Origin of the sequence: Mitsuaria sp. PDC51 (assembly GCF_900113225.1) — a bacterium.
GTDB lineage: Bacteria > Pseudomonadota > Gammaproteobacteria > Burkholderiales > Burkholderiaceae_C > Roseateles.
This window is the reverse complement of sequence record NZ_FOZE01000002.1, coordinates 385941-399469: the sequence shown is the minus strand read 5'-3', so window position 1 is coordinate 399469 and position 13529 is coordinate 385941. Positions and strand designations below refer to the sequence as shown.

General features: G+C 69.9%; 9 protein-coding genes. 5 read left to right on the top strand and 4 right to left on the bottom strand.

All coding sequences use genetic code 11. The annotated features are described in order from the left end of the window. Window positions 1–37: 37 nt before the first annotated feature. On the bottom strand, window positions 38–1375 hold the full coding sequence (locus BM393_RS13165) for a D-tagatose-bisphosphate aldolase, class II, non-catalytic subunit (RefSeq protein ID WP_404932643.1): 1338 nt from the start codon (window positions 1373–1375) through the stop codon (window positions 38–40). Window positions 1376–1451: 76 nt separating this feature from the next. Then, window positions 1452–2333, bottom strand: coding sequence for a DMT family transporter (locus tag BM393_RS13160; RefSeq protein ID WP_091726514.1), 882 nt, complete (start codon window positions 2331–2333; stop codon window positions 1452–1454). 289 nt (window positions 2334–2622) lie between these two features. Between BM393_RS13160 and BM393_RS13155 the strand changes: the two genes are divergently transcribed. The 4 genes from BM393_RS13155 (at window position 2623) to BM393_RS13140 (ending at window position 10389) form a co-directional block, all read left to right on the top strand. Further along, window positions 2623–5487, top strand: coding sequence for a TonB-dependent receptor (locus BM393_RS13155; protein ID WP_217648441.1), 2865 nt, complete (start codon window positions 2623–2625; stop codon window positions 5485–5487). Between the two features lie 76 nt (window positions 5488–5563). Next, window positions 5564–6379 (top strand): endo alpha-1,4 polygalactosaminidase, encoded by an 816-nt coding sequence (locus BM393_RS13150; protein ID WP_091726510.1) that lies wholly within the window; start codon window positions 5564–5566, stop codon window positions 6377–6379. A 24-nt stretch (window positions 6380–6403) separates the two neighbouring features. After that, window positions 6404–7558, top strand: coding sequence for an amidohydrolase family protein (locus tag BM393_RS13145; RefSeq protein WP_217648440.1), 1155 nt, complete (start codon window positions 6404–6406; stop codon window positions 7556–7558). Then, complete coding sequence (locus BM393_RS13140; RefSeq protein ID WP_091731435.1) at window positions 7555–10389, top strand: alpha-galactosidase; 2835 nt, start codon at window positions 7555–7557, stop codon at window positions 10387–10389. The genes BM393_RS13145 and BM393_RS13140 overlap by 4 nt, the downstream gene beginning before the upstream one ends. Window positions 10390–10428: 39 nt before the next feature. Here BM393_RS13140 and BM393_RS13135 read toward each other — a convergent pair whose 3' ends face one another. Further along, entirely contained in the window at window positions 10429–11148 is a 720-nt protein-coding gene (locus tag BM393_RS13135) for an SH3 domain-containing protein (RefSeq protein WP_141225332.1), read from the bottom strand. Window positions 11149–11185: 37 nt separating this feature from the next. Then, window positions 11186–12052, bottom strand: coding sequence for a CsgG/HfaB family protein (locus BM393_RS13130; protein ID WP_091726501.1), 867 nt, complete (start codon window positions 12050–12052; stop codon window positions 11186–11188). Window positions 12053–12247: 195 nt separating this feature from the next. On the opposite strand from BM393_RS13130, the gene BM393_RS13125 reads away from it, so the two are divergent. Next, entirely contained in the window at window positions 12248–13510 is a 1263-nt protein-coding gene (locus BM393_RS13125; protein WP_091726497.1) for an MFS transporter, read from the top strand. The last annotated feature ends 19 nt before the right edge of the window (window positions 13511–13529 follow it).

Here is a 13529-nt window from a genome sequence, read left to right as displayed (position 1 = left end):
CGTGGCAGGTCGGGTTCTGGAGGAGGGCGCCCGTCGCTCAGGCGGCGCAGGCGGCGAGGTAGGGACGCAGCGACTGCGCCGCGCCATCGCGCAGCAGCTCCGCCGGACGGTTGCGCAGGCGGCCGTCGCGGATCGCGTCGTACTGGCGTGGCAGGAACTGGCTCAGCAGCGTCAGCGGCGGCGGGGAGTGCTCCAACCGGTCCAGCAGCGCCGCGCAGGCGGCCTGGACCTTGGGATGCGCCCAGTAGTAGCGGATGCGGTCGCTCAGGCTGTAGGCCAGGTCCACCTGCAGGCGCGCGGGGTCCTGGTAGTAGGGGCGCCAGTGCTCGGGCTCGGCGCGCATCACGCCGAGCACCGTGCCGATGAGGCCGTCCTCTTTGGCGTCGCGACCGCCGCGGCCCAGCCACTCGTGCTCCACGGCGGCCAGCGCCCACAGCGTCTCGCGCAGCGCGAAGGTGGCGCCGGGCCCGACCTTGAGGATCGCGAAGTGGTCGCGCGCCAGTTGCGCCAGCCGCTGCGGCGTCTGGTAGTCGGTCGAGTGCGCCTCGAAAACCAGGCCCGGCTGCGATTCGATGAAGGCGCTCAGCGCGCGGGCCTTCTCCGGCCGGTAGTCGATGACCTTGTGGTGGTCGAACTCGACCCCCGGCTGCACCACCATCGCGATCACCCGCGCCCAGGCCGCGTCCAGGCCGGCCGCGGCGAAGGCCTCGCGGTGCAGCGCCAGCGTCGCGCCGGCCGCCTCGGGCGAGGTCACCGCCAGTTCGTCCAGGTCCTCGTGCGCGCCGCCCGGCACCGGCACCTCGGTGCCGATGACGTAGACCGGCGGCTCGCCGCGGTCGGGCGCCTCGCGCCAGGCCTGCTCGGCCGCCAGGCACAGCCGCACCGCGCGGGCCGCGATCTCGGGCTCGGGCAGCGGCACCGGGTCGTCGGCGCAGGACATCGAGCAGTCCAGGTGGATCTTGCGGAAGCCCGCCGCGACGTACTGCGCCACCATCACCTCGGCCTTGGCCATCGCCTGCGCCGCGGGCAATCGGCGCCAGGCGTTGGGCCCGAGGTGGTCGCCGCCCAGCACGAGCAGCTCCGGCGCCAGGCCCTCGATGCGGGCCAGCGATTCGACGAAGCGGCGGAAGTCGATCGGCGTCATGCCGGTGTAGCCGCCGTCCTGGTTGACCTGGTTGGATGTCGCCTCGATCAGCGCCGGCCGGCCGAGCGCGGCGCACTCGCGCAGCGTCGCCGCCAGCACGACCGGATGCGCCGAGCACATCGACGGGATGCCGACGGCCGGGCCGTCGGCCGAGGTGGAGATCGTGGCGGAGATCGCGCTGGCGGACGCCGACTGCCGGTGGCGCCGCACGAGATCGAGCATGAGCTTCAAGGGAGGTCCTTCCTGTCCGGGGGCAATGCGTGTGGACGCGGTGTGGCTGGGGCGTGGCGGGGCCGGGACCCGGCGGTCAGGCCTTGGCCTCGCCTTCGGGTTGGAGCGCCAGCAGCAGCGCGGCGAGCAGCGCCAGCGCCACGCCGGCGAGCTTGGTGCCGCCGGGCGCGCTGCCGCTCATCGCCATCGAGGCCAGCGCCGTCAGCAGCGGCGCGCCGGCGTTGACCAGCGGCGAGACCACCAGCGCCTGACCGTGGCGAAAGGCGTAGACCAGCGTCAGCGCGCCGATCGCGTTCAGCACCTGGATGGCGGCCGCCAGGCCGGGGCCGTCCCAGCCCCAGGGGATGGGACGCGAGAAGTCGGTCATCCACAGCGCGGCAGGGATGCACAGCAGCGCGCTGACGGTCATGTAGAAGAAGACGCTCTCGGCGCTGGCGGCGTTGTTGGCGGTCTTCAGGAAATAGGCCTGCAGGCCCCAGGCCGCCATCACCACCAGCGCCAGCGCGAACCAGGCGCCCAGCGGCTGGCCTTGCTGGCCGGGCTGGAAGTCGAACAGCGGCAGCGCGCACAGCGCCAGCACGATGCCGGCCACGCCGAGCTTGCCGGTGCGCTCGCGCAGCAGCCCGAAGGACAGCGCGATCGTCACCGCCGGCGACAGCGACACGATCGGGAAGATCAGGTAGGCCGGGCCGCTTTCCACCGCGCGGAACAGCAGCATCTGCCCGCCAGCGCCGAGCAAGCCCACCGTGAGACCCTGCACCACCGCGCGCCGGTCGCGCTGCAGCCGCCAGCCGGCGCGCGCCAGCACGATCAGCGCCGGCGGGACCATGGTCAGCGCCCACACGACGTAGACCAGCGTGTCCGGAAAGCCGCGCGCCGAGGACAGGCCGGTCAGCGCGCCCCAGGCGCCCCAGAACAGGGTGGTGATCAGCGCGTAGGTCAGCCAGGGTCGTTGCATGAATCGCTTTCGTCTCGTTCGAAGGATTGAGCTTTCGAACGAAAGAATAGTGCAGCGAAATTGAAAACACAACGGAAGAAGCGTCAGCAAGGCCTGAAAGGCTTGATTTCGAGGGAAAACCCGTGGATGCGAGGGGTGTGGTGGCACGATTGAAGGTGATTCGACCGTCCTAATTCTTTCGTCAAAGTGATAAGCGAAAGACAAAACGTCGGTAAAAACGATATGCGAAATCATTCGAAAGACTGCGTAGACTTGCCGCAAGCCGCCAGCCAACACAAGGAACCCTGAGATGCGAGCTCCCCAGTCCTCCCTCCTGACCGCCCGATTCGCGCCGCGGCCCGTCGCCGCCGCCGCGGCGATCGCCGCGCTGGCCGCCATGGGCGCGGCCCAGGCGCAGGTGCAGCCACCGGCGCCGGCGGCGTCGGAAGCCAAGGCCGACGCCAAGGCCAGGGACGCCGACCAGACGCTCGAGCGCGTCGAGGTCACCGGCACCCGCGCCAGCCTGCAGCGCTCGCTCAACCTCAAGCGCAGTGCCTCGGGCGTGCAGGACAGCATCAGCGCGACCGAGCTGGGCCGCTTCCCGGACGACAACGTGGCCGACTCGCTGAGCCACATCACCGGCGTGTCGATCTCGCGGACCGCCGGCGGCGAGGGCCAGAAGGTCAGCGTGCGCGGCCTGGGGCCGGAATACACGCTGACGACCTTCAACAACCGCATCCTGGCCACCGATGGCGAGGGCCGCGATTTCGCCTTCGACGTGCTGCCGTCGGACATCATCAGCGGCGCCGACGTGGTGAAGTCGGCGCAGGCCTCGGTGATGGAAGGCGCGATCGGCGGCCTGGTCAACCTGCGCTCCGCCAGTCCCTTCGACCAGCCCGGCCAGCACGGCCTGCTGCGCGTGGAGGGCGACCGCAACCTGATGTCCAGGCTCAACGGCGGCAAGCTCTCGGCCACCTACAGCAACACCTTCGGCAAGGAACTGGGCGTGCTGGTCGGTCTGGTCTACGCCGACCGCAAGGTCCGCACCGACACCGCCGGCAACGACGGCGGCTGGACCCGCAACCCGATCGCCGACCCGGCCGCCAACTGGACCGGCAATGCCTGGGGCGGCAACATCGACCCGAACGGCAACGGCGTGCTCGACCCCGACGAGGAAGGCCTGATCGGCCCCGGCCAGTTCCGCGTCGGCACCATCCAGGAGCAGAAGAAGCGCACCGCGCTGTCGGGCAAGGTCGAGTGGCGGCCCAGCGAGCAGTTGAAGGTCACCATCGACGGCATCAGGACGCGGCTGGACTCGCCGCAGGTCGGCTACCAGCAGTCCTTCTACACGCTGTTCGCGCCGGGTCGCTGGTCCAACATGCAGATCCGCAACGGGGTTGTCACCGGCTTCACGATGGACAACCCGGACCCGGAGCAGCGGCTCAATCCGGAGCTGCTGAACCTGACCACCCATCGCGTCGTCGACAGCGCCCTGTACGGCGTCAACGCCGAGTGGAAGGCGACCGAGACGCTGAAGTTCAGCGGCGATCTGTACCAGTCGACCTCCAAGCGCCATTCGGGCGGGCAGGACACCTACACGGTGCTGCGCATGAACCAGCCCAATGTGACGACGGTGCAGTTGACCGGCTCGCAGGTGCCCAGCATCAGCACGACCTTCGCCGACGGCCGCGACCTGATCAACGGCCTGGCCGGCGGCCAGTTCGGCGCCAGCGACTTCAACACCCACTACCTGGGCCTGAGCGGCGACAACATCGACGACAAGATCCGCGGCCTGACGCTGAACGGCGCGTGGTCGGTGGACCGCTTCAACGTCGACCAGATCCAGTTCGGCGTGCAGAGCACCCGGCGCGACAAGCACCGCGACCTGGTCGACAACGCGATCAACGGCGGCGAGAACTACTACTCCGGCGCCAACGCGATCAACGTCGGCCAGCTCGGCGGCAACGTGCTGGACCAGCACCTGAGCCCGCCAAACTTCATGAACGGCGTCAGCGGCAGCTTCCCGCGCAGCTTCCTGGGCTTCGACGTGCCCAACTACCTCGCGGCGCTGCAGGCCTACAACGGCAAGCCGCGCCCCGACGGCGGCAGCTACGACTTCAGCCTGGCCGCGCCGGTGTGGAACCCGCTGCAGAGCTACCGCGTGCGCGAGAAGACCACTTCCTTCTTCATCGAGGCCGACCTCTCCGGCGAGCGCTGGAACGCGGACATCGGCGTGCGCCTGGTCAAGACCAAGACCTCGGCCAGGGCCTGGGACGCCAAGATCGAGAGCCTGACCGAGAACGGCCCCTTCAACTACACCGCGGTCTATGCCGCGCCGACACAGATCGGGCAGGACGCCTCGTACACCTTCGGCCTGCCGTCGGCCAACTTCGTCTGGCACTTCACCGACCAGCTGCAGCTGCGCCTGGGCGCGGCCAAGACGATGGCGCGGCCCTCGGTCGAGCAGCTCGCACCCACCAGCACCACGGCCAGCGTGGCCTGGGGCGACTTCACCCAGGTCTTCGGCGGCAACGCCGACCTCAAGCCCTACAGCGCCAAGCAGTACGACGCCTCGCTGGAGTGGTACTACGCCCGCAACTCGGCGCTGACCTTCGCGGTGTTCCAGAAGGACATCAAGAACCAGATCACCACCAGCTGGCAGACCGGCGTGGACATCGGCGTGCCGGGCCATCTCTTCAATGTGATGAAGCCGATCAACGGCGACAAGGCCAAGGTGCGCGGCATGGAGATCGGCTTCCAGCACCTGTGGGACAACGGCCTGGGCGTGCGGGCGCAGTACACGCGCAACCGCTCGGACAGCTGGGTCGGCGGCGAGAAGCGGCCGCTCGAAGGCATCGCGCCGGCGACCTCCTCGCTGAGCCTGCTGTACGAGAAGGGCCCGTGGAGCCTGAGCGCGACGGCCGACCACACCGACGACTTCGTCTCGGCGATCAACGTGATCGGCCCCGGCTTCAACGAGCGCGCCAAGGCGATCACCTGGGTGACCGCGCAGGCGTCCTACGAGTTCAACAAGTGGCTGAAGCTCTCGATCGAGGGCCGCAACCTGACCGACGCCAAGCAGGAGTACACGCTGGGCAACGGCTCCATCACGCTGCCTCAGGGCTACAACCGCTGGGGCCGGGCGTTCACGATCGGCGCGAGCATCAAGTTCTGACGCCGGCTTCCCGGAGAGGACGTTGGGGGTTCCACAACACCCGGGCCGGCACACGGCCCGACCCACAGGAGAACTCATGAAACGATCGCTGATCCGTTCGATGGCCACCGGCCTCGTCGCCGCCGCCGCCGCGCTCGCCGCCACCACTGGTGCCCAGGCGCAGTCGTGGTGGAAGCCCGGCGTCGCGACGACCTGGCAGTGGCAGCTGAGCGGCACGCTCAACACCGGCTACAACGTGGCCGTCTACGACATCGACCTGTTCGACACCTCCGCGCAGACGATCGCGCAGTTGAAGGCGCAGGGCCGCAAGGTGTTGTGCTACTTCTCGGCCGGCAGCTCGGAGAACTGGCGCTCCGACTTCAACCGCTTCAACGCCGCCGACATGGGCAACGCGCTGGACGGCTGGGAAGGCGAGAAGTGGCTGGACACGCGCTCGGCCACCGTGCGCGCGGTGATGCTGAGCCGGCTGGACCTGGCCGTGTCCAAGGGCTGCGACGGCGTCGAGCCGGACAACGTGGACGGCTACACCAACGGCACCGGCTTCCCGCTGACGGCGGCCACGCAGCTCGACTACAACAAGTACCTCGCCAACGCGGCGCACGGCCGCGGCCTGGCGATCGCGCTGAAGAACGACGTCGACCAGCTGGCGCAGCTCGAGCCCTACTTCGACATGGCGGTCAACGAGCAGTGCAACCAGTACGACGAGTGCGGCGGCTACACGGTCTTCACCAGCAAGAACAAGCCCGTGTTCAACGCCGAGTACGCGTCCAAGTACCGCAAGAACACGAACGGCGCGCGCGACAAGCTCTGCACCAAGATGCGGGCCGCGAAGATCCGCACGCTGGTGCTGCCGCTGGACCTCAACGACGCCTATCGCTACAGCTGCGATTGATCGCCTGAACCTGCATTTCCCACGATGACCGACACGACGAGAACTCCCTCCCGCGCCGCGTTGCCGGCCTGGCTGGCCGCCAGCCTGATGGCGACGGCGATGGTCGCTTCGATGGGCGCCGTCCCTGGTGCCCTGGCGGCGACCGCTGCGGGCGAGGACCGCTACACGATGGCGGACTTCGCCAAGGTGCCCAAGATCGACGCGCACGTCCACCTGCACAACGCCGATCCGGCGTTCGTCGATGCCGCGCGGCGGCTCGGCTTCCAGGTGCTGACGATCAACGTCGACTACCCCGACTTCCCGCCGCTGGACGAGCAGCAGCGGGTGGCGGTCGCGCTGCGCCAGGCGCGGCCGGCGGCGGTGGCCTGGGCGGTGAGCTTCTCGTCGGACACGTCCGACTGGCCGGGCTGGCTCGATGCGACGAAGCAGCGCATCTATGCCGGCCTGCGCGCCGGCGCGGTCGGGGTGAAGGTGTGGAAGAACATCGGCATGAGCCTGCGCGACCCGCAGGGCCAGCTGGTGATGATCGACGACGCCCGCTTCCAGCCGCTGTTCAGCTGGTTCGAGGAACGCGGCATCCCGATGCTCGGCCATCAGGGCGAGCCCCACAACTGCTGGTTGCCGCTGGACCAGATGACGGTCCTCAACGACCGCGACTACTTCGCGCATCACCCGCAGTACCACATGGCGTTGCACCCGGAGATGCCCAGCTGGGAGGACCAGATGGCCGCGCGCGACCGCATGGTGGCGGCGCATCCGAAGCTGAAGTTCATCGGCATGCACATGGCCTCGCTGGAGCGCAACGTCGACGAGCTGGCGGCCTTCCTGGACCGCTTCCCGCTGGCCAAGGTGGACCTGGCCGCGCGCATCGGCCAGCTGCAGTACCAGAGCCAGCGCGACCGGGAGAAGGTGCGCCGCTTCATGATCCAGTACCAGGACCGCCTGATGTACGGCACCGACGTCTCACAGCCGCCGCAACAATCGGGCGCCGAGCTGCTGAAGGAAGTCGAGCCGGTGTGGCGCATGCACTGGCGCTACTTCAACACGGAGGAGACGTTCAAGGTGTCGGATCTCGAGCAACCGGTGCAGGGCCTGGGCCTGCCCAAGGCCGTCGTGGACAAGCTGTACCACCTCAATGCGGCGCGCAGCTTCCCGACCGCGTGGAAGGCCGCCCGATGACCGGCCGCCGCGCCTTCCTCCAGTGGCTGGGCGCCGCGCCCGTGGCCACCGTCGCGCCGCGTGTGGCGTTCGCCGCGAGCGCGGGCGCCGCCGCGTCGGCCCGCGCCGCGGACCTCGGACGCGGACACGTGCGTCTGCAGGATGAGCGGCTGTCGCTGCACTTCGATGACCGGATGCGCAGCCGTCTCGTGCGTCTGGGCGGCCCGCGGCCGCTGGCGCTCACCGGCTTCGATGCGGGCGAGTCGATCGTGATCGTCGATGGCCAGGGGCTGGCCGGAGATACAGCTGCGCTGGGCGGACCGGCGCCGGTGGCTGGTGTCACGCCGGCGGGCGGTGCGAGCGCCGGTGCTGTGAAGACGAGGACGCTCGACCGCTTCGCGCTCGCGAGCGCCGTTCCGAGCAGCGGTGCGACGCCGTTCGGCGCCGGCCAGCGACTCGTGCTGACCGGCCGTGCCGAGGGAGCGGCCGTCGCGAAGACAGTCACGGTGACGCTGCTGGACGAGCACCCCGGCGTCGCGCTGATGGCGGTCGCTTTCGTCAACCGCTCGGACAGGCCGCTGACGGTGCAGGGCTGGACGGTGGCCGCGCACCGGCTGCTGGCCGCGCCCCGGCATGCGGGCGGGTGGTGGACCTACTCGGGCGCGACGCACACCGACCGGCGCGACTGGATGCAGCCGGTCAAGCGTGGCTTCCAGCAGCGCAACTTCCTCGGCATGGATTCGTCCGACTACGGCGGCGGCACGCCGCTGGTGGACGTGTGGCGGCGCGACCTGGGCGTGGCGATCGGCCATCTGGATACCCTGCCGCGCCTGGTCTCGCTGCCGGTGAAGGCGGTGGGTGAGCAGGTGGACATCGCGATGCGCGGCGATGAGCCGCGCACGCTGGCACCGGGCGAGACGCTCGCGCTGCCGCTGGCCTTCATCGCCGTGCATGAGGGTGACTGCTTCGTCCCGCTGGACCGCTACCGGCGTCTGATGAACGCGCAGGGGCTGGCAGCGCCTGAGCCGCCGCGCAGCGCGCATGAGTCGGTCTGGTGCGCGTGGGGGTACGAGCGCGACTTCTCGCTCGACCGCGTGCGCGCGACGTTGCCCAAGGCGCGGGAACTCGGTTTGAAGTGGGCGGTGCTGGACGACGGCTGGCAGCGTCAGACCGGCGACTGGTTCGACATCGACCTCAAGAAATTCCCGCGCGGCGAGGAGGACATGAAGGCGCTGGTGGCCGACATCCACGCGCGCGGCATGAAGGCGCGGCTGTGGATCGCGCCTCTGGCGGTGGCGCCGGGCAGCGACGAGCTGCACGAACACGCGGACCTGCTGCTGCTCGACCAGAACGGCGCGCCGCAGATGATCACCTGGTGGAACTGCCTCTACCTGTGCCCGGGCGCGAAGGAGACACGCGAGCGCACGGCGGCGATGTTCCGCAAGATCATCCAGGACTGGGGCTTCGACGGGGTGAAGGTCGACGGCCAGCATCTCAACGGCGTGGCGCCGTGCTTCAACCCGAAGCACCGGCATGCGAAGCCGGAGGAGTCCGTCGAGCAGATGGCCGATTTCTACCGCGCGATGTTCGAGGCCGCGCATGCGGTGAATCCGGAAGCGGTGGTCGAGGTCTGCCCCTGCGGCACGAGCTACGCCTTCCACAACATGCCGTGGATCGACCAGGCGCCGGCGTCGGACCCGCTGTCGAGCTGGCAGGTGCGGCACAAGGGCAAGGCGCTGAAGGCGCAGATGGGACGCTGGTCGGCCTACGCGGGCGACCACGTCGAGCTGTCGACCGGCGGCATGGATTTCGCGTCGGCCGTCGGCGTGGGCGCGGTGGTGTCGACCAAATTCACCTGGCCGGAGGATCCCAAGCCCAAGGACTCCTTCCTGCTGACGCCGGAGCGCGAGTCACATTGGCGCAAGTGGATCGCGGCGCACAACGCGAAGGGCCTGTCGGATGGCGTGTATCGCGGCGAGCTCTACGACATCGCCTTCGACAAGCCGGAGACCCATGTGGTCGAGAAGAACGGGGTGATGCATTACGCGTTCTATGCGCCGCGCTTCGACGGCACGGTGACGCTGCGCGGCTTGGGCCCGGGCATGTGGCGCGTGCGTGATTACGTGAATGGCGTGGACCTCGGCCGCGTCGACGCCGCGAGGCCGACGCTGAAGGCGGCGTTTCGCGAGCACCTGCTGATCGAGGCGGTGCTGGAGGCGGCGGTCGAGCGCCCGCTGGCGCGCGCGGCGCGCCTGCCGTCGCGGCTGATCGGGCGGGACGGCTTCGCGCTGGCCTCGGCCTGGGAGGACGCGCCGGCGATGTTCTTCGCCCACGACTGGCGCGGCCGGCCGCTGACCGGGACGCAGTCGACGCGGGTGCAGCTGCTGCATGCGGACGGCGCGCTGCACCTGCGCTTCAGCAGTCGCTACAACGCGCTCAGCACCTTCGATCGCGAGCAGTCCTCGACGGAGATCTGGCCGCTGTGGCAGCGCGACGTGGTGGAGGTCTTCCTGCAGGCGCCGCAGGACGCCGGGTCGGACCGCTACCGCGAGGTGGAGGTGTCACCCAACGGCTTGGTGATGGACCTGGAGGTGCGCGGCGCCGGGCGTCGGCGCTTCGTCGGCGAAAGCCGGGCGCGCACGGCGGTCGATACCGGCCATCGCCTGTGGACGGCGGAACTGGTGGTGCCGATGCCGCGCGGTCCCCAGCCGCTCGACGGGTGGCGCATCAACCTGTTCCGCATCGAGGGGAACAAGGAGACGCGGCAGTTCAGCGCGTGGAATCCGACGGGCAGCGAAAAGCCCAACTTCCACGTGCCGGCGGCGTTTGGTCAGCTGCGGCTCGAGGCATAGCGGGACGGCACCCCCGGCTCAGCGGGGGGGGGGACGGCCTCAGGGCGCGGGGTCCCCGCCCGCCAGACCGTCGCAGCTGGTTTCCTGGATCCCGCAGAGGCGGTCGACCCAGGCCCGGAAGCGGCCCGGCGGCAAGCCGGCGCGCGCCGCGGCGTCGATCTTCAGCGAGCTTCGATCCTTGGCGGCGAAGCGTTGATCCGCGAACTCCACCTGGGCCCACTTGCCGTTGCAGTCGGCGAGTCGTCCGGCCTCGATGACGACGTCGTTGTCGAAGGTCTCGTTGTCGCCGATGCGCAGGACGGCGGGCGCCTTCGGGCTCGGCCGCGCGCGGCCGACGTCGGCCTGTGACTTCACGGTCAGCTTGCTGCCGCTGACCCAGCCTTCGCCCGAGAACATCGGACGCGCGGGGCGGTCGGTCAAGGCCTCGTTGTCGCGGGCGTTGCGGATCAGGAACCAGCCGCTGCGCGCGCCGACGACGTCGACCTCGACCCGCACGCCGTAGTTCATCGAGGGTTCGACAAAGGTGGGCGGCAGCTTGCCGAGGACCTTGGCGGTGGCCTTCGGCGCGCTGCGGACGTTGAGTCCGGCGGGATCGGTCTCGGCAACGAAGGCGCCGAAGCTGCAGGTGCTGGCAGGCGGCTCGGCGGTCGTCGTCGCGGGCAGGGCTGGGTCGCCCGTGCCCGCGCAGCTCGCCAGCGTGGCGAAGCCGGCGGTCGCGAGCAGCAGCGCGGCGTTGCGCAGGCGGTGATCAGTAGCCATCGACGAGGACATAGTGAAGACGCTCGCGGGCGTCGACTCAAGCGCCCGCCGCCACCTTCTTGCCGGACTCCCCCGCCTTCTTCATCGGCACCGGATCGGGCAGCTCCTTGGCCTGCAGCATGCGGGCCTGGACGACGAGCTGGTTGTGCGCGTCCAGGAAGGCGGCGGCGATGACCTTGCCCTCGTTGCTGTTGGCCCAGCCCGCGCCGGCCGCCCCGCCGAGCTTGCCCAGCACCAGGCCGCCCATGCCCAGGTCGGTGACGCGGACCGAGCCGGTCGCGGCCGCGACCTGCTCGGTGGTCTCGTTGTCGGTGAGCAGCAGCGCCACCTGCGCTTCCTTGAGCTTGATGTGCTCGGCCGCGCCGACGAACTTGTTGAGCACCGGAATCATCCCGAGGATGCCGCCCACCTGCCGGCCCGCATCCTGCTCGCTGAAGGTGAGGCTGGGGATCAGCGTGTACTGCGCCTCGTAGCCCTTGCCCTTATGGACCGTGCTGCCCTGCTGGCGCAGGATGCCGCTGTCCTTGAGCTCCTGCTCCCGGATCGTGGCCTTCAGCCCGGAGTTGCGGTCGACGACGCGGAAGCAGCCACTCTGCTGCGCCAGCAGCCGCACCAGCGGCAGCGGCGAATTCGGCAGCCCGTTGGGCGCGCTGATGGTGTAGCCGTTCGGGTTCTCCATCAGCGACAGCGTCGCCACCGGCGCCTCGCACTTCATCAGTTCGCGGTTGGCCTTGTTCGCGCCCGCCGGACCGGCCGAGCCGGTGATCTCCGAGCTGCCGTCCCCCAGCGTCGCGCCCTGCTTGCCGCAGGCGGCGAGCAGGACCAGCGCCACGCCGGCGGCGACAAGGCCGCCCACCCGGGGCAGGGAAGGGCCGAAGGAAACGAGGGAGCGCGCGATTGCCATGCCGATCTCCTGAATGCAAGGGCTGCGATTGCCAGAAACGGGCGGGACCATAGCGCACTTGATGGGGGATGCGGCCCCCACCGATGGGTGGTCGCGTCGCTGAATGTCGTGTCCTGACGGCGTCTTTACGGCTGGTTACCGCGCCGCGGCGAGAATCCGCCCCTTCGGTCCGAGCGACCGCCCAAGAACCCGACCATGAACGACAAGTCCCCGAGCCGCGCCATCGCGTGGCTGGTGTGCGCCCTGGTGGCCGCGTCGCTGTACGGCAACTACTACGTCTACGACTCGATCGGCCCCGTCGCCGACGCGCTGCAAAGCCAGCGCGGCTTCAGCGACCAGCAGATCGGCCTGCTCAACGCGATCTACAGCCTGCCCAACGTCGTGCTGATCCTCGTCGGCGGCGTGCTGGTGGACCGCTTCGGCGCCGCGCGCATGACGCTGTGGACCGCCGCCGTCTGCCTGCTCGGCGCGCTGCTCACCGCGCTGAGCCCCGGCTTCGTCGGCATGGCCGCCGGCCGGCTGCTGTTCGGCATCGGCGCCGAGACCTTCGGCATCGCCACGCTGGCGGCGCTCGCGCAGTACTTCGTCGGCGGCAAGGTGGCGTTCTCGATGGGACTGGCCCTGTCCATCGGCCGGCTCGGCTCCTTCTCGTCCGACATGTCGCCGACCTGGTTCCCCCACGCCTACGCCCAGGGTTGGCAGCCGCCGCTGCTGATCGCGGCGGCGATGGCGGCCGCCTCCTTCGGCGGCGCGCTGCTGTACTGGTGGCTCGACCGGCGCGTCGCCGCCGCCGACAAGGGCGCCGCGCAGCAGCAGGCTCAACCCTTCGCCTGGCGCGACCTGCTGCACTTCGGCAAGGCCTACTGGTTCCTGCTCGCGCTGTGCGTGCTCTGGTACTCGGTGATCCTGGCCTTCCGCAGCACCTTCGCGATCAAGTACTTCCAGCACGCGCATGGCCTGGATCTCGCGGCCGCCGGCGCGATGAACAGCTACGTGTTCCTCGCCGCCGTCTTCGCGACGCCGGCCTTCGGCTGGCTGTGCGACCGGGTCGGCCGCTACGCGCCTTTCCTGGCCTTCGGCGCGGCGCTGCTGCCGGTCGCGATGGCGCTGATGGCGCTGACCACCGCCAGCCTGTGGGTCTCGACCGCGCTGATCGGCGTCAGCTTCTCGCTGGTGCCGGCGGTGATGTGGCCGCTGGCCAGCCGGCTGGTGTCGCCGTCGCGCTTCGGCACGGCGATCGGGTTGATGTGGGTGGCGCAGAACGCCGGCATCGCCGGGGCCAACCTGGTGGCCGGCTGGCTCAACGACCGCGCCGGCGCCAGCGCGCAGAACCCCGCCGGTTATGAATCGATGATGCTGTTCTTCGGCCTGGCCAGCGTCGGCGGCGCGGTCTTCGCGCTGGTCCTGTGGCTCACCGCCGGCCGTCGCTCGCAGGAACGGGTGGCGCCGGCCGGGTGAGCCGGCGCGAGCCGCGTGG